The following is a 22018-nucleotide window of genomic DNA, read 5'->3' as shown; positions in this document are numbered from 1 at the left end:
ACATCTAGTTTTTTTAAGGTCAATGAACGGAGGTTAACAAAGGCTGTGAATTTTGCAGAAATCATGGAAAAAGGCGGGGCTTCTATGTGGCCTCTATTATTTCTGTCTATTTTGGCTTTAAGTACCATTATTGAACGCATTTGGTTTTGGAGCCGGGTTTTACTCAAACAAGGACAGGTTTTGAATCGGATCATGGATAGCGCGGCGCGCAGTTGGGAGATGACCCCAAAAATCGCCCGAGACTATCGTCGTCATCCGTTGGGAGAATATCTTTATGCTCCTTTAAAATTAAATAATCCAGACCCCGATTTATTTCATCTAGCTTTAGAAACAGCCGCCGATGATCAATTAAACACCATGCGTCGGGGAGATAAACTTTTAGAGGCAGTGGTTGCTTTGGCTCCTCTGTTAGGATTATTGGGAACGGTATTAGGTCTGATTAAATCTCTCAGTAATATCCAGTTGAGTGATTTGGGGACATCTTCCACAGCCGGGGTGACTTTAGGGATTAGTGAATCTTTAATTTCTACGGCTGCAGGACTGATTGTAGCCATTAGCAGTTTAGCCTTCTATCGTATTTTTCAAGCGCTTTGGTTTAATGAAATGCGAGTTTTTCGTAAATCTGGCAGCGATTTAGAATTAATCTATCGTCAACGCTGGATGGCTCTCGAAGATAACCGAATCCCGATGAATTCTAATTTAGAAACCAGTGAAACCGTAGACAATTAATCCAAGTTTATACAGAAATCCGATGACAGACACCTTTAACAACAACAAAACTACACGTTCCCAAGTTCGCCACACCCATCCACGGCCGATCAGAGTATGGCAAGATGCCTCTCACGGAGGAGGGGAGGTACAAGTCAATATTGTGCCTTTGATTGATGTTATTTTCTGCATTTTGACATTTTTTATTTTAGGAGCCGTAGGGCTTTCCCGACAGCAGGCCATCGGGTTAGATTTGCCAAAAGCGACATCAGGAACCACTGAAATGCGGGAAATGTTGGTGGTTAGTCTAGATAGCGTTGGTCAACTGTATGTAGAAAAACAATTAGTCACGCCCAATCAGCTAGAAGAAGCCATTAAAAACTATCATCAATATAATCCCCAAGGGCGATTAGTCCTCCATGCTTCCAAAGATGTCAGCTACAATGATGTGGTGCAAGTGCTGGATATGTTGAAGAAAGTGGGAGGGGATCGGGTAGCTTTAGCCACTTTACCGGGCGAGGGGGGGTCTTTGAATCCAACAACGCCAAATCAAAATTCTTTCCCTTCAGGAACTAATCTTCCTAGTGGATCTTACAATTACGGACAACAACAATCACCCTCATCTTTCCCAGAAGGCTTAAATGGTGGAAATTCTAGTGTGCCGGGTGTTCCCAACGCTCCAAGCAGCAATCCTCAAAGCAATTAATCCTTATCGTTATCGATGAGGTATGGTTGAGCCTCCTAATGGTGAATGCGACGAGCTAATAATTGTTCTTCTAAAACGGCAATGCGATTATAAGCTGCCGTTAATTGGGCTGTTAGCCGTCGAATTTGTATCTCTGGTGGTAGATAGGTTTCGCTGTAGTAAGCATAGCCACCCGTGTTGCTAGTGTTTTGATCCTCAATAATATCTTTGTGAGCCATGACTGATGAACAAGAGACTTCCTGGATAGACTCTGAACTAATCATTGGCTCAACAATACTGATGTTGATTGGTTCATTATCTTTAGGGTCTGGGTTAGGAGGGGGCGGTGCTTGTTGAGTCGCTAAGGTAGCAATTTGCTCACTTAAGCGTTCTACCACTTCATGAAGTTGATCAACCTTACTATTGAGGTCGATAATTTGTTTTTGTAGTGCGCTCATGTTCTGATTACTTGGCCTCAAAAAATCCTTTTCTTCCATCCTAGAGTGAACTGTCGATCAAATGTAACAATTCCTGAAACATTTAACGATTACTTCATTAGTCTTAATTTTACTTAAAACTTCCTGAAAATATTTAGTTAGATTTACCTAAGCTTAGTTTCAACTGTTTTTTTAGTAAGCTAGATCCTAGATTAAACAATTCATCAGGTACTATGGTTCGTCGTCGTTCTTTTTTATTAGCTGTTGGCACTGTAGCCTTAGCCCAAATCTTAACAGGATGTAATTCAGATGAAGCGGCTTTTAGAGTGTTATTACTCGATAATTCTATCCCTTCTCAATTAATAGGGGACTTTAGGTCTTCGATCTCAAGTAAATCAATTTTTACTTTAGAATCTCAATTAAAAACTCTATTAAAGTTACTACAAACTTGGCAAGCCAAAGACTTGTCAAAACCCAATAAAAATTCCGGGCTACCTTTTATCAATAAAAAACCGGCTCCGGTCCCGGATTTAGTCACATTAGGAGATAGTTGGTTAGCCACAGCGATTGAGCAAAAATTAATTAGTCCTTTAGAAGGAGATTTAAAATGGCAACAGTTGCCGCCTCGTTGGCAAGAAATTGTGCGCCGTGATGAGCAAGGAATGGTTTCTCAACAAGGAAAAATTTGGGGAGCGCCCTATCGTTGGGGAACGACGATGATCGCTTATCGGAAAGATAATTTAAAAAAATTAGGTTGGGAACCGAAAGATTGGGGTGATCTTTGGCGAGAAGATGTTCGTAATCGCATTTCTTTATTAGACCAGCCGCGAGAAGTCATTGGCTTAACCCTTAAAAAGTTAGGGTATTCCTACAACTCGGACAATATTAATCAAATTCCTAATCTTAAATCAGACTTAGTTGCTCTCAATAAACAAGCAAAATTTTATAGTTCTGATCATTATTTAGAACCTTTAATTTTAGGAGATACTTGGTTAGCGGTTGGCTGGTCTCATGAAATTATCCCACTCCTAAAAAATTACCGAGATATAGCCGCAGTAGTTCCCCAATCAGGGACGGCTTTATGGGCTGATATTTGGGTTAAACCGGCGGCGGTGATAAAGCCCTCAAAATTCGTGCAAGATTGGATTAATTTTTGTTGGCAGTCTAAGTCAGCCAAAGAAATTTCTCTATTTACTGATGCGGTTTCGCCAGTTATTCTTGAGCTTGCACCAGAAAATTTACCCCAGGCAATTCGGGATAATCCTTTATTATTAATTGATAAAAATATTTTAGAGAAAAGCGATTTTATTAAACCTCTTCCGGCTTCCGTTGAGAAACAATATGAGAATTTATGGCGGGAAATTAGAGTGGCTATTAGTGATTAGTTAATTCTTATTTCTGCGGAGAGTTTTCTTGACGATGGCTGCCAAAGAGGAGATGATTCTTTTTCGATACCATTTGAATTTTGTGTAAGAACTATCGGAATAAATTGTCTCGCCGCTAGGCGTTAGATGCGCTCTAGCCAGTCTTCCTCCCCAAAGAAATTTCTCATGAGAAGGATTCCCCGGATCGGTATTGCGAGCGTGAAGACCTATTTCACTATAAGTAGCAGAACCGCCGCGCAATCCCCTAACTTTCTCTGATCCTCGGTATTGCAGCCGCCAATTCTCTAGCCATTCCCATACATTTCCCCCTAGATCATACACACCATAATAACTACAGGCCAACGGATAAGCATCTACATCAGTTAAAAAATCCGGTTTTCCTATGGCAAAAGTTTCTCTAAAAAAGTTAATTGAAAATTGATCGCCAGGAGGTTCAGAGTTATTCGGAAGTTTATTGGTTTTAACTGGGTAATCCCAATACTGTCTCTTGTCTTTTATGGTGGGATCGTAGTAAGCGGCTTTATACCATTCCTCTTCATTAGGAATCCAGTATAGAGCTTTTTTATTTCTCCCAAAAGGAAGTTTTCCATAATCGACAAAATCTTGAGCGTGTTTTGGGAAAAAACCGGTATCGTATGCTCCCTGATTTTGTGTCCCTTCGGTTGTTCCTAATTCTGAGCGTCCTGTACAGGGTTTTCCGTAATGATACCAATTAGCTAGACGAGCTAAATCATACCAAGAAATATAAACCACAGGTTTTTTTTCCCATCCCTTTTTAGCCAAATAAGTATATTTTCCAGCTTCAAACGATCTGTCAATTCCCCCAAACAAACCTGTCGCCATATTGGGGTGGTATAAAGAATAAGGATCGTCGCTTTGAGCCACAGCATTTAAGAATTGTGCATAATCTTGATTGGTGACTTCATATTTACCGATTTCATACAGATAAGGAACATATCCAAATTTAAATTTTGAGTCTCGTTGATTACCGGGATCGCTAATGAGTACAAATTCCATTTTTTCTTGCTACTTTACTATTGAACAATAAGGATTAAATTAAACAATATCTGGTTTTTTCGCAACTCTAAAGCCAAAAATGTAGAGTTTATGGTCAGGATACTCTGAGTCAACATTTAACCTTGAGAGAGCAAGATCATAATTGGTTGCGCCTCCTCCCCTTATCCAGCGATGTGTTTTCTTATAAAGAGATGTTTCTACCCACTCGTGAACATTACCGCCTTGATCATAAGTTCCATAGTAACTACTGCTATATTTATAGCTCCCAACAGGGGTTAAATAGGTTTCAGGAGCGGCCCATTGAAAGTCATAATAGTTAGCCGAATTTTCATCGCCCGGAGGGGGAACGGCTTTTGGTTTTGTATCGCTTTTGGTTGGATAAAGCCAATAACCTCCTTGACCATCTTTGGATGGATCAAAATAGGCGGCTTTATTCCATTCATCTAAGGTAGGTATCCAGTATTTAGCTTGAGGATTATGGGTTTCAACTAATTGAATACCACGCTTACCAGTCATTAAAGAAGTGTTGTAGGCTCCTATTTCAGCATTGCCTTCAGTTGTCCCCAAAACGGATTCTCCTTTTTTGGGTTTGCCAAAGTGTAACCAATTACAAAAACGAGCCGCATCAAACCAAGAGACATAAACGACTGGCAAATCAGCATAACCTTCCAAAGGCTCATATACATAGCCGTCATGAGAAGATGTACGTTTGATGCCGCCAAACAGTCCTCTTTCCATATTAATGTTATAGAGTTGGTAAGCATCAGAATAAACAGCTACTGCATTTAAAAATTCAGCGTAATTAGCGTTGGTTATTTGATATTTACTTATTTCAAAAATGTAGTTAACTTGACCTGATTGAGTTTTTAGATCAGGGGGATTATTCGGATTATCTACAAGAACAAATTCCAGCATAGGATCTGTTTTTTTCTCTCTGTAAAATAATTTGTTTTCAAATGTGAGAAGCGAAAATTGTCATTAATTTAAGTTACCATTCTGCTTCAGAATAAAATTTATCAGCTAATTCTCCTGTTTCTTGGCGAACACGTTGAATTTCAGTTGCTGACAGACGGCTTTTCCACAGTTCACTAACGCTGCGACTGTTGCGACGGAGATTGTGCTGGGTTGCTGTCGGTATTTCAGTAGGGTTTTTCTCAGAAGTGCTATCTAAAATACTTTGACAAATCGAGTCGCTTACCGTTATGTTTAAATAAGCAAATATCTGTTTAAAGGCAGCGAGTGGATCAGCACAAATATCTTCATGACGAATAAATAGCCAATCGGGATGATTATGACGATAGATGTCGACGACGTAATATATTACTTTCCAAAGCATAATTGATTCATCAATGATATCTCTGTCTCGCTTTGTAAGGGACTCTAAATCACTCCTCAAAGGCTCTAAATAATCTTGCATCAGGAGTGATTGTTGCAGAAAATTTTTGAAATTAAAACGCCAGCCTAGTTTTTTTCGGCTACTGACTATCGAGGCAGGATGGCGAATGGTCACGACAACTTTTGCTTGAAATTGCTTGTTTAACCAGGGAGCCGAAAAGACGGCTAATGGATCTTTTAGCAGTGGCCGCTGCTTACCTTGACCAAAATTCGCCAAACGTTCCTTCAAAGGGATAGTGGTTAGCAATTTCTGTATAGGTTGGTAATATTCTGCTCCATTCTCCTCATTAATATACATAAACTGAAAAGGGAATTTGAGTCTATTTGGGGATTTAATATCAATATTAAACGGTTCATAAATGTACCGTAATTTTTTATTTAAACCAATACTTTCTCCAACCCAAGTGCTGCCAGAGCGAGAACATCCTGTCACTAAAATTGGTGTATAATCCATATAAATTGTGTAGATTCAAGTCAGATAACATAAAAATATTATCATTTTTTTTTTCTTGAATCAATCATCTGGCTACTCGCCTAAATTCGCCTCAGATAGTTTTTTGATTTTTGGTAATTTAGCTTGAATATATTGACTCATTTCCTCTCTTTTTGCTATTAAAGGCATCAAAAATTGGACTAATTTTTCTGGCTGAAGAACTTTTTCAGGTTCAAGAGTCATTCCTTCAAGCTCTAAGTGCTTAAATAATCCTTCAAACTTACCTTGATAAGTAATACAAGCGGCTGGAATCCCTTGTCCTAAACTAGCAATGGCAAGGTGCATTCTCCCACTGACCACCATATCTAATTGACGACAAATTCCCTTGATTTCACTGGCACTACAAGGACTAGGGACGATAAAACAGTTAGACTGAAGGTCTTGTGGAAGTGCTTGATAAATCCCTTTAGCCAAGCCCACGTCACTTTTCATGCCTTGAGTATCTCGAAAATCATGGGGAATTAAAACAAAGCTAAAATCAGCATTTTTACTCTTTAGTTCTACCAGAGTAGTGACATATATTTTAATAAGATCATCCAAGGTTTTCAATTTAAGGCTTTCCACTAATTTATAATTAGCGTTAATTCCGAGGATAACTTTATTGTTACTACGCTGTTCCTTAATCCATTGCCCTACTGTTAGAACAGTTGGCGAATCTTGAACCGGGGGTAAAAGAAAAGCTAAATCGGCGACAAGTGCAATCGGTCGTTGTAATAGTTTACTTAATCTTTCATAAGAAACTGGGTCTCTGACACAGATTCGTACATCTAAAGGGAGTTTATTTAAGGCTTCTATAATTTCGGGTTTTTGTCGGTCATTGAAACTAAAGCTAACCAGAGCGGCTTCTATTCCTAAACGAGTAGCTAGATCCACAAAATTGATTCGTTGAAGAGAGTCTTTAAGCGAATAATAGCCGTCCATTACATCGGCACCAATACAATAAAATTTTTGGTATTGATGTACAGCATTAAGAAAGTAAAATGGAGCAATTAGGGAACCTAGATAGCCTCCTAAAAAATGATGTCTAAGTTCAAAGCTGTAAGTTTCCAACCGATAAATTTCCCACTGAAGTTCTGGCTTATAGGAAACTAAGCCAATTTTTTTAATCCCTTTATCTTCTAATAAGGTTAACAGCCCAGTGACTAATGCTTCATCCCCTAGACTACCGGGTTCAGCAGGCGGCAAAATTAATACAGATGGACTGGTTCTAGGGTTGAAAAAACGCCCTCTCAAACGCAGCCAAGCAATGTATATAAACAGAAAAATAGAGATAATGGGCTTGAGTAGCCGTTTAACAAATTCTTTCATTATTTAACTTAATTAATGCTCAAAGGATAAAAAAATACATAAATTATACTAAATCGGCTTTAGATAACCCTTTTATCGAAAAAGACAACAGATAATAGGCAAAATCAAAAACTGTAAAGGGGTTTTGAAAATTTGATTTAGTATTACTTGAAAAACCGTGAACTTTGATAGCCACTCTACCATATACAATTAATCAAGTCAAATTTATTCAATTAATACCTAGAGACTTTATTTCAATTCAAACCTTGCATTTCCCTAGAGCCTTGTCGTCATTTATCTAACCTAAGATAGTAGACATTACTATCTAGCTAGTCTAAGATGGCACTTAATTTACTAAGCGTTATCACTCAATTTCTTTAGAGAATTGAAGATATTATCATGAGTCAATTCAAAATTTAACTTCTAGCAGGTTGACCGCGCGTAGAACTGAACACTCCTGAATTTTATTCAGTATTCAGGGGTTATTTTGGCGCGAAATTTATTAATTAAAGCTCAATAATGTTTCTGCTTGAATCAAAAAATTTTGAATTTAAAATTGGTCAAACCCTTCAATATAGTTTTTATGTATTCTACAGACAAATCTAAAAAATTTTTACTGATTGCTCCTAGCTATGCTTGCTTGGATACCACAGGAGGGGGTCAACGGACCCTCCTTATTTATCAAAGTCTTCTGGTTCTAGGAAAGGTGGATGTTGTTATAGTAGGTAAAGGCTACTTACCCTTTCTCAAAAAATTTTTTCCAGATGCCAACTCAATCAATCTAATTGAACATTTAGAACGGGGGCAATTTGGAAAATGGCGGTGGGTTCGACCTTTATCACCTAAGTTAGTGGATCAAATAGCAACAGTTTTCGGAGAACGTAGCATCGAATATCAAGCGGACCCACAAGTCCTGTCTTTAGTTACTGATTTAATCAATAAAAATAATTACGATTTCATCGTGGGCAGATATTTACGACCCACTGCGCGTTCTGGAGTTTTTAATCAGAATACTATTCCCATATTACTCGACATTGATGATTTAGATGATAGCGTTTTTCGCTCTCGGTTGAATCAGCCGAATTTAAATCCTTTATTGCGTCCGCTAATTACTAGACAACTGCGACAAATAGAGGAAATTATGCCGCCATTAATTGAAAAATGTAAGCATATTTGGGTAACTAATGAAAATGATGCTCGTAGAATCAATCATCCTTCAGTTTCATTGCTTCCCAACATTCCTTATCAGTTCAGTATCTCAAATCTAGTTGTACCGTCTTTTAAACAGTCAAACTCGCCAGTAATCCTCTTTGTAGGAACTTACGGTCATCGGGTCAATCGTGAAGCTATGTTAAGATTTGTTAAGCACTGTTGGCCAAAAATTCATGGGGTAGTGGCTCAAGCCAAACTGCGGATAGTAGGGTCAGGAGGATGGGAAAAGATAGAATCTGTTATTGGTCAAATTCCGGGCGTAGAAGTGGTAGGTTTTGTTGAGAATCTAGCCGAGGAATATGAACAATGTACTTTTACGATTGTGCCAATTTTTGAAGGGGGTGGGACAAAAATCAAAGTTGTAGAGTCTCTTTTTTATGGACGAACTGCGATTATTACTTCCCATGCTCACAATGGCTACGAAACGTTACAAAATGGAGAATATCTCTTAGTTGCTGAGAATGAAACAGAATTTATTAATCACTGTATCCAACTTTTGAAAGAACCAGAATTATGTATAAAAATGGCCGAGAAGGGACAAGCTAAGGTAGTTAAAGAATATTCCACGAATGGATTTCAATCTATAATTAAAGAAACCCTCAACACAGTTAATAATGGAGTCCCATCCGAGCTAATTAAAACTCAGTAAATATTTCTGTTGAGCGATGTCTTAGGATTACAAATTCCTCAATTTTTGATAAGTAGGCGGTTCGATCCACCTACTTACTTTTATCTTTGTTTGCCAATCTGTTAGGGGTTTTTCCCTAAATAGGAGCTTGTTAGGATGTGACAACTTCTTGGTAACTACCTGACTTAACGATACTACCCTTATTAAGCATATAAATACGATTGCAATGTTCAACCGTAGTCAGTCGGTGGGCAATAATAATCAAAGTTTTGCTTCCAGCTAGGGATTTAATCGCCTCAGTAACAAGACGTTCGGTTTCGTTATCTAGTGCAGAAGTGGCCTCATCTAAGACGAGAATTTCTCGCTCATGGTAAAGGGCACGAGCAATTCCTATGCGTTGACGTTGTCCGCCTGATAGTCTTACTCCTCGTTCACCGATTTCTGTTTTAATCCCTTTGGGTAATTGTTCAACGACCTCTTCAAGTTGAGCGGCTTTTATCGCTTTAAATAATCTATCTTGATCGATTAACTTGTTAGGAACACCAAAAGCAATATTTTTCTCAATAGTGTCATCTAAGAGAAAAATGGACTGGGGTATATAGCCAACTAAATTTTGCCAGGAACGAAGATTATTGTAGACCGATACCCCATCAACTTGTATGTCTCCACTTTCTGGTATTAACAGGCCTAAAATAACATCTACTAATGTGGTCTTACCTGCGCCAGATTTACCGATTAGAGCAATAGATTCTCCCTTTTTAATACTCAAAAATATATGATCTAGAGAAGGCTCTTCAGAACCGGGATAACGGTAACTGATATCAACTAAATCAATTTGATTTTCAAAAGCTAAGGTTTCATTTTCAGGAAGATTAGAATTGGTGTTGTTACTTCTGCTTAAAGCTTTTCCCTCGTCCAACTGATAGGTTGTATTTTCTTTTTCTAGTTCTTTGAGGTCTAAATAGAGCATATCCAGGGTATAACCACTATTTTGTAATTGATTGATCGTAGTTATAACTCCACTAGCTACTGGAGTTAAGCGCATAGCTGCCACTGCAAAAATTCCTATCACTCCCGTTAAACTGGCTAGATTTTGATTAAATAGAGTTTCAGCAAAAGCAATGTAAAGCACCAAAATCATAATTAAAACTGTTTTGATGATCACATTCGGCAGCATTTGAGCGATAGTAAACAAGGTAGATGCTCGGCTGTAAACATGAGATTGGTGTTCTACTTCTTTTCTAAAATAACTTTCACATCCTAAGATTCGGGTTTCTTTAAATCCCCCTAGACTGTGATTGATAGTACGAACAATTTCTTTTTGACTTTCCGAGCGGTGCTTACCCCATTGTCGCAATTTTCCCCCTAATTGGTTAAATAATAAAAATATAGGTAAGATAACTCCTAAGACCAATATCAAAAGGACTGAACTTGTTTTAGCCAGCAGTACAAAGAATAGAAGAGTGATCACTAGATAGTTAATGAACCTTAGAGATGGCATTAAACAGCCCTGAGTAAAAAGAGTCGTTTCGCTAATAATATTTTTAATAATATGGGCTGTATTCTTACTTAAATGAAAAGTATAGGGGGCTGCCAAATAAGAGTGAATCAATCTATTTGTTAAAATTCTTTGTTGGTTGTAGCTAAAGTCACTCAAGTATTTTTGTGAATAAATTAGTAAAACAGCTTGAATGATAAAGGAACAGGTAATAGCCAGGCCCATCAAGGGAATAAACTCTCTAGTAGATTGCAGATGTAATTGCTCGTAAATCCAGTTTAAAACAGGGATCTTTTGAATAGAGCTTGGTTTAATAGCTATGTTAAGAAATGGGCCAATCAGTCCTACGCCGAAAACTTCTACGCCTGATGAAACGAAAAAAGTTAACACGAGAATAGCCAATTGTATTCTTTTACCGGTTACGACGTATAAAAGCTTTGATAAATATTGAATCATAATCAAATAAGTAGCAATAGGCAACTTTTAAAAGGGATAGGTTAATGGTGACCTTGAGGAGGAAAGGTTTTTAAACTTTTAACGACTTGACCACTTTTCCTCTTGATCACCCAGTTAGGTTTTTACAGCTTTAGAAACAACGCTAATTATCCTCAACTTTAGCAGCTTATACATATTTCTGACAAGTTCAAATTCCAAATAAATTTTCCCCCAAAGAGGTGGATGAAAAACGCAGATTTTATGCAAAATTAACCACAAAGGATATAACCAATGACGATGGATTATTCAAGGCAATTCTACAGAAGTGGGTTTAGCGATATGAGGTAAACCCCAACCCAGCTTTTCTCGTAATACACGGAAAAACTCGGGAGATTGTAAGCGAATAAAGCGGACGCGATAAGATGAGCGCTCTAGATGAATTCGATCGTCGGGTAAAATATAGCAACCCCCGTTACCATCCACCACCATCACCATTCGGTTAGGAGTAGCTGGAAAAATATTCACCTTTTCACTATCAGAAAAGACGAGAGCGCGAGAAGCCAGAGAATGAGGACAAATGGGGGCCAACTGGAATACAGGAACATCAGGAGTAACCACTGGACCCCCTGCACTCAAAGAATAGGCAGTAGAACCGGTAGGCGTAGAAACAATAATCCCATCAGCCGCAATATCCACAGGCGCATGATGACCAATTTGAATTTCAAAATGGCACATACTGGTTAAAGGCTCTCGATGAACCACCATTTCATTAAGACACAAAGCTTCCCATAATAAAAACTCCTCTCGGAATAACTGTACAGTCATCATTGAGCGTTCTTCAATGTTGTAATCTCCCGCCAGTAACTTATCTAAGGCAGAGGGTAATTGATTCAAATAAATTTCGGTCAAAAACCCCATATGCCCAGTATTAACCGTTAAAAGGGGAATTCCACAAGGAGCTAATTGACGGGCAGCCGATAATACTGTCCCATCACCCCCTAAAACAATTGCAAAAGTTAAACTCGAGTCAAAGTTTGGCGGAATTAATTGTTCAATACGGGTATGACATACAGGGCTTTCTGGTCGAGAATAGCCCAATATTCCTCCCCCACCTGTGGCGGTTACCACCTCCCAACCATGAGTTTTTAGCTTGTCTTCTAACTCCAAAGCCACTTTACAAGCTATCGGTTTGATATCGTTATAGATGATGCCGGCTGTTGGCACGATTTGTCATCCTACTTTAGAGATCCGTCAAAATTAGTTTTAAAAGGGGTTTTCTTGTTTTTCTTTTTCTGGTCTTTTTTGTCGTAATCGAGTTCTTTAAGCTTTTTAAGGATTCGACTAAAATAATCTTGTAAATAGGATTCTAAAGTAGTTGTTTGCTTGGGATCAAGTCCAAAGGCTTGATAAACTTCATCCATTGGCGCGTCTAAGGGTTGACCACTCGCTAAAACCTCCGCAAAGGCTAGACGGTCTGATACATTATAAGTCCATTGAAAAAAGCGAGTCACTCGGCGCAGAAAACGCAACAATCCCATAGGAACTCGCGAAATTTTGGCTTCTTTGCCCGAGAGCCGCTCACACAGTTGGATAATTTCTTCAGCTTTCCAAGCGCGAGTTCCCATCAGAGGAAAGGTTCTTTTTTCGGTTTGAGGAACTTCCAAAGCGCGAACGGCGAATTTAGCAAGATCTTGAGTATCCATATAGGCAATGGGTGTACTTTCGCCAGTAATCCAAACCCCCTGCTGATCTAAAATGGGCACAGCGTATTGGCTGATTAACCCCTGCATAAACCCACAAGGGCGCAATATGGTGTACTTTAACCCAGATTCAGCTAAAAAAAGCTCTGTACAATGTTTAATTTCCATTAAAGGAACATTCGGAAATTTTTCGGCATTATGAATCGAGAAAAAGACATAACGCTCAACGCCTGCCGATGCCGCCGCCTTAATGAGATTGACTTTCCCTTCCCAGTCAACTTGTTTAATACTTAATGAATCAGTGGCTCTAGCTGTAGCTACATCAATAACGGCTTCTATTCCTTCTAATGCTGTAATGAGGGTTCTTGGGTCACGTAGGTTCCCTTGGATCAGTTCAGCACCCCACTCTTTTAATTTTGAAGATGCCGGCTTTTTGGGATTTCGCACTAAACACCGTACTTGATAACCCTCTTCTAAAGCGCGACGAGCCACTTGTATGCCCAAAGTGCCCGTACCACCAACTACCAATAATTTCATTGAGAATTTTTGTAACATTTTTTAAACTTTCTCTAAGATATTATCAAATCTTGGCTCGGGATCATAGAGGAGATCACAAAACATCTTGAGTCAGAGCGTCTTTCCCTTGCCCCCTTCCCCCACGCCCTACCCCCTGTTCCCTAAAGAATGTTATTTTTTCTTCCATTTTTGGGAATTCTATGATTAGAGTCTCTATAGGGTTCTGGCATAGTCAGGGTTAGATACTTAAGACTTCCTTGCCGACTAAAAAGAGACTTCATTGTTTATCAATCAACAGTGATGTATCTGTAAGGGGGAACTGGCTTGTGGAAGCGGCAAATAGTAAAATTCTAGAATATTTCATTATAGAAGCCAACGAACACTTAGAAACCTTAGAAAAGGGCATTTTAGATCTCTCTAACATGGCTAATGACTCTGAAGAGGTTAATGAAATGTTTCGAGCGGCCCATTCTATTAAAGGTGGCGCGGCGATGCTTGGCTATGGGAGCATTCAAAAAACAGCCCACCGCTTAGAAGACGCTTTTAAAATCCTAAGAGAAAATTATGTTCAAGTTGACCAAAAATTAGAATCTTTATTTTTAAAAGCCTATGATATCTTACAAGCGCTAGTGGAAAAATTACAAAGTCCTTTTGGTCTTCAAGATGATGAAGCTAACGCCCTCGTTCAACAAGGAGAACCCATGTTTAACGAGTTACAGAGCTATCTCAATCAATTGCTTAACCCCAATGCCAAAGGCACTACTGTGATAGCTGAGACGGCTGTGGTTAATCCATCTTCTCAAATTAAAGAACTGCTGCGGCAAATGTTACAACTCTTTAAGCAGGAAGCTACAGCAGAATCTCGCCAAAGACTAGAAAAATTAGTATCTAGCTTAAGTAAAGTAGCCCCTAATGATTCCGGATGGCAACAACTGGTCAACTTGTCTCAAAAAGCCATCGCTAACCCAAAACACTCCTATCCGACTCTAGCGCCTGTGATCATTAAAGAGCTTAAACGAGGCAGTGACTTGCTTGAATTAGGGCAAAGTCAAAACATCGCCCCGACTTTTGAGTTAGAGCAACTGGCTAATGCTAAATTACCTCAAATCCTGGTGTCTTTAGAGCCGCAGTCAGTGGCAAAAACCCTTATGAAAGTTTTTAATAAACAACAACTATCTCAGTTAGTACAAATTCTTGAAACAGCACGGTAAGATCAGTTAGCAGTTAACTGTTAACAGTAATCACAGATCAGTTCAGTTATTCTTTTAAACCTCTGATCACTCAGAGGCGCGGGTGCGTTTGCCAGATTTATAATCGTCTCAACTGAGATCTGTCGGATCAACCCCCCAGCAACGAACTACTGATAACTGTTAACTGTAAACTGTTGAACGCAAAAGGAGAAGAAATTCCGTGCTTCGCCTAGTACATGAGTTGATTAAAATTTTACAGCCCGTTTTAGTGCCCATTTGTTTTGTGTTGGCTTGGGGACTTATAATTCTACTATGCTCGACAATGTGGATGGCTATCCGTGATTCCGTAGCGAGAGCTAAAAAAATGCACCAAATCCCCTGTCCTACCTGTCAGTATTTTACTAACGATCATCGTCTTAAATGTACGATAAAACCGATAATCGCTAATACAGAAAATGCGATTGGCTGTTCTGACTATCACAGTGATTAGTCATTAGTCATTAGTCATTAGTCATTAGTTATTAGCCATTAGTAGGAAACGGGGAAATAGTTAATTAACAATCAACAACACATAACTCACAAATGACTAAAATTGGAATTGTAGGACTAGGGTTAATAGGCGGCTCTTTAGGACTAGATTTACGGGCCTCTGGCTTAGAAATATTTGGGGTCTCTCGTAACCCAAAAACCTGTGAAATTGCTATGGAGCTAGAGGCGGTTAATCATGCTGATGTTAGTCTAGAAATATTGTCTCAGACAGAAATAATTTTTATCTGTACTCCTATTGATAAGATTATTCCTACTGTGGAAAGATTAACCCTCGAACTCAATCTTAATCCTGAAACTATTATTACCGATGTCGGCTCGGTTAAAGCCCCTATTGTTGAACGATGTTCTCAACTTTGGCCCAATTTTGTCGGCGGACATCCGATGGCAGGAACCGCAGAACAAGGAATCTATGCCGCACAAAAGAACCTATTTGTCAATCGACCTTATGTTTTGACCTCAGTGGAAACGACTCCTGAAAAATCTGTCGAAAAACTGCGAGAAATTGTGCAGAAACTAGGAGCCTTGCTCTATGATCAATGTTCTCCCATAGAACATGATCAAGCGGTTGCTTGGATTTCTCATTTACCCGTCATGGTTAGTGCTAGTCTGATTGATGCTTGTATTCATGAATCAGACTCAAATATTCAAGAGTTAGCCCAAAAATTAGCCAGTTCTGGGTTTAGAGATACCAGTCGAGTCGGAGGAGGAAACCCAGAATTAGGGCTAATGATGGCTCATTATAATCGAGAAGCTTTATTAGTATCACTCTCTCAATATCGCCAAAGTTTAGAGCAAGTCATTGATCTGATTGAGAATGAAAATTGGGAGCGGCTAGAAGAATTTCTTGAAAAAACTCAACAATTACGAGGAAGATTTTGTTCTTAAAAACTCATCAGTAAACTAGAAATAACTAGGTAGGCTTCAAAATAATCATGAAACAGCAATTCTTTTTAAAAGAGCAAATTGCTTATTATCTAGAAGATACAGAAACCGCCCTAGGACAAATCATTAATTTAAGCATTATGGGAGCGATTTTTTTATCTTTAGCGATTTTTGTCGCTGAGACTTATTCCATTCCCAAATCGCTAGAAGTATGGTTTGATTATATTGATCTAGTTATTTTAATTATTTTTACGCTCGAATATAGCGTCCGTTTTTGGTGTGCCCAAGAGAAAGTTAAATTTGTCTTTAGCCTTTTTTCCATTTTAGATCTTTTAGCGATAATTCCTTTGTTGTTTGGTTTAATAGATGTTCGTTTTTTTAGGATTTTTAGATGGTTTCGAGTTTTAAGAATGATCCGATTTATCGAATTTGAAACCTCTGTATTTAAAATGAAAATAGCTAATGAAATAGCTGTAACTCGAATTTTTTTAATTTTATTATCAATTACCTTTGTTTATGCTGGATTAATCTATCAGATAGAACATCAAAATAATCCTGAACTTTTTCGTAATTTTTTTGATGCTTTATATTTTTCGGTAGTGGCGATGACTACCGTCGGTTTTGGCGATGTGACTCCTTTATCGGAATTGGGACGTGCAGTCACTTTAATGATGATTATCAGTGGTGTTATTCTGATTCCTTGGCAAATTACTGAGTTAACTAAACAACTCATGAAAACAGTTGAAAATAAAACCAATAACCTCCAATGTTATGAGTGTGGGCTAGATAGTCATGATAATGATGCCATATTTTGCAAAAAATGTGGAAACAAGCTAGATATAGCTCATCAATAAATACCCTTAAGATTCAATTGAAATTGGCTAGTATATAGATTTGTAAAAAAAAATCAATAACTGTTAAATAAGTTCTGCAATTGCCTAAAAATAAGAGAAAATTAAAATCAGGTTAAGGAATTTGAGGCGATAGAGAACAGAGGCTAAAATAAAGAGTTAAAAACTAAAATTTATACCGAGAGTATAAATCATAATATGAAACAGTCAGACAAAGCTTCTATTTTAATAGTGGACGATCAACCTGACAACTTAATGTTGTTAGAATATATATTAAATAGCCTAGAACAAAATGTCATCAAAGCTGGCTCGGGTGAAGAAGCGATAAAAGCGATAAACCAACAAGATTTTGCCGTTATGATCCTGGATGTCAATATGCCAGTCATGGATGGTTTTCAACTCGCAGAGTATATTAGAAATCAGACCGACATAGAACCCACTCCCATAATTTTTTTGACGGGGGATGGAAATCAGCGAAATCAATCCTTTTAAAGGTTATGAATTGGGAGCCGTAGATTATTTAACTAAGCCAATTGATGTAAAAATTTTACGGTCTAAAGTTTCCGTTTTTGTCGATTTATTTCTGCAAAAACAGCAACTTAAATATCAAATGGAAGAAATCGCTAAAGTTAATCAAAAATTAGAAGCACAAATTGTTAAGTTTGAAAAAGCCGAAACGAACCTACGCCATTTAGCCGCCAATCTAGAAAACTTAGTTGAACAAAGAACGATTCAACTGCAACAAACCAATATTAATCTCTCTCAAGAAATCAAACAACGTCAGCACATAGAAGAAGTTCTGAAAACCATTGCTTTAGGATTTTCAGAAACTTCAACAGCAACAATTTTACAATCTTTAGTTAAATATTTAGTAAAAGCTCAAGGCATAGATTATGCTTTGGTTTGTGAATGGGTTGATTCAGAAACAACGCCCAATAAAACCATAGCTTTCTATACTGATGGACAATTCATTGAAAATATTGAACCCAGCATAATTGACTCTCTTTGTCAAGAAACCTTAAAAAAAAAATTTTGTATTTATCCGACAAATGTACAGAAAAATTTTCCTAAAAATATCCTGTTTCAACAACTGGATGCCTACAGCTATGCAGCTATTTCATTAATAGATTCAAAAGGTAAACCCTTGGGAATGCTCGCTGTAATTGGTCGTCAATCTATTATTGATATAAACTTTACAGAAGAGATCCTACGAATATTTGCTGTTCGTGGTGCAGCCGAATTAGAAAGGCAACAGGCTGAAAAAACTTTACGAGACTCTCAACAATTTTATCAACTGATTCTCAGCAATATTTCTGATGCTGTTTTAATGACAGATGAGCAGAAAAATTTTACTTATGTCTGCCCTAATGTTGAGACAATTTTTGGTTATTCGTGCCAAGAAATTCAGACGATGAAAACCATTGAAAAATTACTGGGAGAAAACTTATTTGACATAGGGCAGTTAGAAAGCTGTGGCGAAATCCCCAATATTGAACAGAAAATTACTGATAAATCGGGAAAAACTCATGTGGTATTAGTTAATGTCAAGCGAGTTTCTATTAATGAAGGAAAATACCTTTATACCTGTCGAGATATTACTGAGCGAAAACAAGTAGAAATATCTCTAAGAGAAAGCCAAGACAGACTAGCAAAAGCACAAGAAATTGCTCATTTAGGTAACTGGGAATGGAATTTCTTAACTCATGAATTTTTCTGGTCTGACGAAACTTATCGAATTTTTGGTCAAGATATTCAACAATTTTTACCCACAGAAAATGCTTTTTTTTACTGCCTCCATCCCGATGATAGAGAATTAGTCATTAAACAATTAAACCAAGCCTTATATAACCATAAAAGCTACAAGATTAATTATCGCATTTTACGCCCAGATGGAGAGATACGAATCGTTCAAACACAAGCTGATGTTAGCTTTGATAGTCAAGGCAACCCCTTGGGGATGTTTGGAACAGTTCAGGATATAACAGACTCTAAATTAATGGAACAAGAGTTAAGAGAAAGTGAGGAAAAATTACGCCATATAGTTACCACTACGGCTGATGGTTTAATTGTGATGAATCAATCGGGTTATATTTATTTTGTCAATCCGGCGGCTGAATCTTTTTTTGGTTTAAATGCTAATGAACTCTCAGAATATCAATGGAACTTTTCTCTTAACCATGATTCCACTGAATTAGCCATTGAACATCTGGAAGGAAAACCCATATTTTTGGAAGTCAAAATCGTAGAAACGCTTTGGGATGGAGAACCAGTTTATCTCATTTCGTTGAGAGATATTACCGAACGCAAGCAGGCTGAAGAAGCTTTAAAAATTAGTGAGAAACGCTATCGAAATTTAATTAATAACTTACACGCGGGTGTGGTGGTTCATCAAGCCGATACTAGCATAGCGTTAAGTAATACTAAAGCCAACGAACTCTTAGAATTAACTCCCGAACAAATTTTAGGAAAAACCGCCTTTGATCTCCACTGGTGTTTCTTGCGAGAAAATGGCACGGTCATGCCAATAGAAGAGTATCCGGTTAACATTGTCATTAGCACTCAAAAACCTGTTAAAAACTACGTCATCGGGATTAACCGGCCCCAGAGTCAAACCGTCGTTTGGCTTTTAATTAATGCCTTTGGAGAATTTAACTCTAATGGTCAAATGAATCAAATAGTGGTGACTTTTGTTGATATCACTGAATTTAAACAAGCACAAGAAGAACTACAAGAAAGTAAACGCCGCTATGTGACTTTAGCCCAAGCTTCACCGGTAGGAATATTCCGAACTGATGTAGAAGGAAACTGCTTATATGTTAATGAAAGATGGCAAGAAATTGCCGGCTTAACTTGGCAACAAGCTTTAGGAAAAGGTTGGTCACAAGCCATTGATTATAATGACCAAACTCGAGTTTTACAGGAATGGAAACAAGCTATCATTAATCATGTCCCTTTTCAAGCCGAATATCGTTTTCAGCGTCCTGATGGCTCAGTCACTTGGGTCTATGGTCAAGCCATTGCAGAAACCGATGAACAGGGAATATTAATAGGATTTTTAGGAACCATCACCGATATTAACGACCGCAAAGAAGCCGAATTAAAATTACAAAGACTTAAGGATGAATTAGAACAAAAAGTAGAGAAGCGGACCTGGAATTTACAAAGAGCGAATCAACAATTAAGGCAAGAAATATTTGAACGGCAGCAGACAGAATTAGCTTTAAAAAAAAGTGAAGAACGTTTTCGAGCCTCTTTTGAACAGGCAGCAGTAGGAATGGTTTTGGTTAGCTTAGAAAAACGTTTTTTGAAAGTCAATCCTAAATTTTGTCAGATGTTAGGTTATACCGAAGAAGAATTACTACAAAAAACTGTATTAGAGATCACTCATCCTCAAGACCGCTCACAAGTCCCTCAACACATTGAAAAATTAATCACAGGGGAAATTATCACCTTGAGTTTTGAAAAACGCTTCTTCAACAAAACAGGGGTAACCGTTTGGACAAATATCACGATTTCATTAGTACATGGAGCATCCGGACAGCCAGATTACTTGATGGAAGTGGTAGAAGATATTACCGATAAAAAGCGCAATGAAGCCGAACGCCAAGCCGCTCGAGAAGCCTTACAAAAAAGTGAAGCTCAATTGCGTTCAATGTTTGAATATGCTGCCGTTGGTATTGCTTTTGTAGATGCCCAAGGACGACCTTTTAAGAGTAATCCGGCTATAGAAAAATTTCTCGGTTATTCTTCTCAAGAACTAACTCAGAAGCCCTTTACCCAGTTTACCCATCCCGAAGATGCTCTAGTGGACCTGAACTTGTATCAAAGCCTTTTTGCTAATAATAGAGATACCTACCAGATGGAAAAACGCTACATCCGTAAAGATGGAGAAATTGTTTGGGGACATCTAACCGTTTCTTTAGTTCGTAATGCCAAGGGAAAACCTCAATTTGCTATTGGGATGATTCAAGATATTAGCGATGCCAAACGTAGCGAAGCCGAGCGACAAATAGCAGAAGAAGCTTTACGGGAAAATCAAGCCTTTTTACGTAATGTGATTGATACTGTTCCCAATTTTATTTTTGTCAAAAACCGGGCGGGTAAATATACTTTAGCGAATCAGGCTATGGCAAATGCTTATGGAACAACAGTACAAGAACTCGAAGGTAAAAGTGATGGGGATTTTCATCTCGTCGCCGCAGAAATCACTCTCGCTGGCACTGATGACCAGCAAGTCATGAATTCTTTACAATCGTTACTCATTCCTGAACAATCCTTAACCTTGGCTAATGGAGAAGTCCGCTACTTTCAAACCATTAAGACTCCTCTGGTTTCTCCTGATGGAAACGCGCATTATATCTTAGGAGTGGCAACCGATATTACAGAACGAAAACAGATCCAACAGGAAATTGAAAAGGCTTTAGCCAAAGAAAAAGAACTTCATAAGCTCAAAAGTCAATTTATTGATATAGTGTCTCATGAATTTCGCACTCCTCTGACTTCGATTTTGGGTTATGCCGAATTACTAGAGCGTCATAGCGATAAGTTAACGACCGAGAAAAAAATCAAGCATCTACATAATATTCAAATGGCTGGACAACGACTCAGTGATTTGATTCAAGATGTATTATGTATTAGCCGGGCTGAATCTGGCAAATTGCTCTATAACCCGACTCTGATCAATGTTGCAGATTTTTGTCAAGATTTAATTGAAGAAATTCAAATTGGTATTGGTCAAGGCTATGAAATCCTCTTTAAACAGCCAAATTTACGCCCCCATTCCTCAACTGATCTGATTTATCTTGATGAAAAACTTTTACGCCATATTTTAACTAACCTGCTCTCCAATGGGATCAAATATTCTCCGATAGGCAGCCGAGTAGAATTATCTTTACAATATGAGAATCAGCAGGTTATCTTCGAAATAAGGGATCAGGGTATAGGAATTCCTTTAGAAGATCATCCTAAATTATTTGATTCTTTTTATCGGGCTAGTAATGTGGGTAATATACCCGGAACGGGATTAGGACTTAATATTGTGCAAAAATATGTCAACTTGCATGGAGGAACGATTGACTTTACCAGTACAGTTAAAGTAGGAACAACTTTTAAGGTTAGCTTGCCCATCAATAAAACTTTATGCTAATTAA

At 38.1% G+C, this 22018-nt stretch carries 18 protein-coding genes; 10 read left to right on the top strand and 8 right to left on the bottom strand.

Translation table 11 applies throughout. The features are described from left to right. The first annotated feature begins 84 nt into the window (after positions 1-84). On the top strand, positions 85-729 hold the full coding sequence (locus CYAN7822_RS16430) for a MotA/TolQ/ExbB proton channel family protein (RefSeq protein ID WP_173362922.1): 645 nt from the start codon (positions 85-87) through the stop codon (positions 727-729). Positions 730-751: 22 nt separating this feature from the next. Next, positions 752-1414: an ExbD/TolR family protein gene (locus tag CYAN7822_RS16425; protein WP_013323385.1), complete on the top strand. Its 663-nt coding sequence runs from the start codon at positions 752-754 to the stop codon at positions 1412-1414. 35 nt (positions 1415-1449) lie between these two features. Here the strand turns inward: CYAN7822_RS16425 and CYAN7822_RS16420 are convergent, their stop codons facing one another. Then, a complete protein-coding gene (locus tag CYAN7822_RS16420; RefSeq protein ID WP_013323384.1) occupies positions 1450-1851 on the bottom strand; it encodes a hypothetical protein in 402 nt (133 codons plus the stop codon). Positions 1852-2063: 212 nt separating this feature from the next. On the opposite strand from CYAN7822_RS16420, the gene CYAN7822_RS16415 reads away from it, so the two are divergent. Next, positions 2064-3215, top strand: coding sequence for an extracellular solute-binding protein (locus CYAN7822_RS16415; RefSeq protein ID WP_013323383.1), 1152 nt, complete (start codon positions 2064-2066; stop codon positions 3213-3215). Here CYAN7822_RS16415 and CYAN7822_RS16410 read toward each other — a convergent pair whose 3' ends face one another. The 4 genes from CYAN7822_RS16410 to CYAN7822_RS16395 form a co-directional block, all read right to left on the bottom strand. Next, the gene (locus tag CYAN7822_RS16410) at positions 3216-4232 is read right to left on the bottom strand and encodes a formylglycine-generating enzyme family protein (RefSeq protein WP_013323382.1); all 1017 of its coding nucleotides are present in this window, start codon (positions 4230-4232) and stop codon (positions 3216-3218) included. It abuts the gene before it with no gap. 39 nt (positions 4233-4271) lie between these two features. Beyond that, positions 4272-5147, bottom strand: coding sequence for a formylglycine-generating enzyme family protein (locus CYAN7822_RS16405; protein WP_013323381.1), 876 nt, complete (start codon positions 5145-5147; stop codon positions 4272-4274). A 73-nt stretch (positions 5148-5220) separates the two neighbouring features. After that, the gene (locus CYAN7822_RS16400) at positions 5221-6081 is read right to left on the bottom strand and encodes a sulfotransferase family protein (RefSeq protein WP_013323380.1); all 861 of its coding nucleotides are present in this window, start codon (positions 6079-6081) and stop codon (positions 5221-5223) included. 72 nt (positions 6082-6153) lie between these two features. Next, complete coding sequence (locus CYAN7822_RS16395; protein ID WP_013323379.1) at positions 6154-7428, bottom strand: polysaccharide pyruvyl transferase family protein; 1275 nt, start codon at positions 7426-7428, stop codon at positions 6154-6156. A 562-nt stretch (positions 7429-7990) separates the two neighbouring features. Between CYAN7822_RS16395 and CYAN7822_RS16390 the strand changes: the two genes are divergently transcribed. After that, positions 7991-9268, top strand: a complete 1278-nt coding sequence (locus tag CYAN7822_RS16390) for a glycosyltransferase family 4 protein (protein WP_013323378.1) — start codon at positions 7991-7993, stop codon at positions 9266-9268. Between the two features lie 130 nt (positions 9269-9398). Here the strand turns inward: CYAN7822_RS16390 and CYAN7822_RS16385 are convergent, their stop codons facing one another. The 3 genes from CYAN7822_RS16385 to CYAN7822_RS16375 all read right to left on the bottom strand — a co-directional run bounded on the left by CYAN7822_RS16385 (position 9399) and on the right by CYAN7822_RS16375 (position 13417). Next, positions 9399-11201 carry an ABC transporter ATP-binding protein gene (locus CYAN7822_RS16385; RefSeq protein WP_013323377.1) on the bottom strand — a complete coding sequence of 601 codons (1803 nt, stop codon included), beginning with the start codon at positions 11199-11201 and terminating at the stop codon, positions 9399-9401. A 285-nt stretch (positions 11202-11486) separates the two neighbouring features. Beyond that, positions 11487-12404, bottom strand: coding sequence for an NAD(+) kinase (locus CYAN7822_RS16380; RefSeq protein WP_013323376.1), 918 nt, complete (start codon positions 12402-12404; stop codon positions 11487-11489). Positions 12405-12415: 11 nt separating this feature from the next. Beyond that, on the bottom strand, positions 12416-13417 hold the full coding sequence (locus tag CYAN7822_RS16375; protein ID WP_013323375.1) for an SDR family oxidoreductase: 1002 nt from the start codon (positions 13415-13417) through the stop codon (positions 12416-12418). A 305-nt stretch (positions 13418-13722) separates the two neighbouring features. Between CYAN7822_RS16375 and CYAN7822_RS16370 the strand changes: the two genes are divergently transcribed. From CYAN7822_RS16370 to CYAN7822_RS34640, 6 genes are all read left to right on the top strand, one after another. Continuing rightward, the gene (locus CYAN7822_RS16370; protein ID WP_013323374.1) at positions 13723-14607 is read left to right on the top strand and encodes an Hpt domain-containing protein; all 885 of its coding nucleotides are present in this window, start codon (positions 13723-13725) and stop codon (positions 14605-14607) included. Between the two features lie 199 nt (positions 14608-14806). Continuing rightward, positions 14807-15076 carry a hypothetical protein gene (locus CYAN7822_RS35800; protein WP_013323373.1) on the top strand — a complete coding sequence of 90 codons (270 nt, stop codon included), beginning with the start codon at positions 14807-14809 and terminating at the stop codon, positions 15074-15076. Positions 15077-15168: 92 nt separating this feature from the next. Next, entirely contained in the window at positions 15169-16020 is an 852-nt protein-coding gene (locus CYAN7822_RS16365; protein WP_013323372.1) for a prephenate/arogenate dehydrogenase, read from the top strand. A 47-nt stretch (positions 16021-16067) separates the two neighbouring features. Continuing rightward, positions 16068-16871: an ion transporter gene (locus CYAN7822_RS16360; protein ID WP_013323371.1), complete on the top strand. Its 804-nt coding sequence runs from the start codon at positions 16068-16070 to the stop codon at positions 16869-16871. 195 nt (positions 16872-17066) lie between these two features. Continuing rightward, positions 17067-17360 (top strand): response regulator, encoded by a 294-nt coding sequence (locus CYAN7822_RS16355; protein ID WP_013323370.1) that lies wholly within the window; start codon positions 17067-17069, stop codon positions 17358-17360. Beyond that, complete coding sequence (locus tag CYAN7822_RS34640) at positions 17332-22014, top strand: PAS domain S-box protein (RefSeq protein WP_013323369.1); 4683 nt, start codon at positions 17332-17334, stop codon at positions 22012-22014. Before CYAN7822_RS16355 ends, CYAN7822_RS34640 begins: the two co-directional genes overlap by 29 nt. Positions 22015-22018: the final 4 nt, after the last annotated feature.

It is taken from the genome of Gloeothece verrucosa PCC 7822 (assembly GCF_000147335.1).
In the GTDB taxonomy this organism is placed as follows: domain Bacteria; phylum Cyanobacteriota; class Cyanobacteriia; order Cyanobacteriales; family Microcystaceae; genus Gloeothece; species Gloeothece verrucosa.
The sequence above is the reverse complement of the archived record's forward strand: the minus strand, read 5'-3'. Positions and strand labels throughout refer to the sequence as shown.

Bases quoted from the DNA above. Each gene is read 5' to 3' on its own strand.
- CYAN7822_RS16420 (WP_013323384.1), bottom strand. From the start codon at position 1,851: ATGAGCGCACTACAAAAACAAATTATCGACCTCAATAGTAAGGTTGAT.
- CYAN7822_RS16385 (WP_013323377.1), bottom strand. From the start codon at position 11,201: ATGATTCAATATTTATCAAAGCTTTTATACGTCGTAACCGGTAAAAGA.
- CYAN7822_RS16375 (WP_013323375.1), bottom strand. From the start codon at position 13,417: ATGAAATTATTGGTAGTTGGTGGTACGGGCACTTTGGGCATACAAGTG.
- CYAN7822_RS16360 (WP_013323371.1), top strand. From the start codon at position 16,068: ATGAAACAGCAATTCTTTTTAAAAGAGCAAATTGCTTATTATCTAGAA.
- CYAN7822_RS16425 (WP_013323385.1), top strand. From the start codon at position 752: ATGACAGACACCTTTAACAACAACAAAACTACACGTTCCCAAGTTCGC.
- CYAN7822_RS16390 (WP_013323378.1), top strand. From the start codon at position 7,991: ATGTATTCTACAGACAAATCTAAAAAATTTTTACTGATTGCTCCTAGC.
- CYAN7822_RS16405 (WP_013323381.1), bottom strand. From the start codon at position 5,147: ATGCTGGAATTTGTTCTTGTAGATAATCCGAATAATCCCCCTGATCTA.
- CYAN7822_RS16430 (WP_173362922.1), top strand. From the start codon at position 85: ATGTGGCCTCTATTATTTCTGTCTATTTTGGCTTTAAGTACCATTATT.
- CYAN7822_RS16365 (WP_013323372.1), top strand. From the start codon at position 15,169: ATGACTAAAATTGGAATTGTAGGACTAGGGTTAATAGGCGGCTCTTTA.
- CYAN7822_RS16395 (WP_013323379.1), bottom strand. From the start codon at position 7,428: ATGAAAGAATTTGTTAAACGGCTACTCAAGCCCATTATCTCTATTTTT.
- CYAN7822_RS16410 (WP_013323382.1), bottom strand. From the start codon at position 4,232: ATGGAATTTGTACTCATTAGCGATCCCGGTAATCAACGAGACTCAAAA.
- CYAN7822_RS16400 (WP_013323380.1), bottom strand. From the start codon at position 6,081: ATGGATTATACACCAATTTTAGTGACAGGATGTTCTCGCTCTGGCAGC.
- CYAN7822_RS34640 (WP_013323369.1), top strand. From the start codon at position 17,332: ATGGAAATCAGCGAAATCAATCCTTTTAAAGGTTATGAATTGGGAGCC.
- CYAN7822_RS16355 (WP_013323370.1), top strand. From the start codon at position 17,067: ATGAAACAGTCAGACAAAGCTTCTATTTTAATAGTGGACGATCAACCT.
- CYAN7822_RS16415 (WP_013323383.1), top strand. From the start codon at position 2,064: ATGGTTCGTCGTCGTTCTTTTTTATTAGCTGTTGGCACTGTAGCCTTA.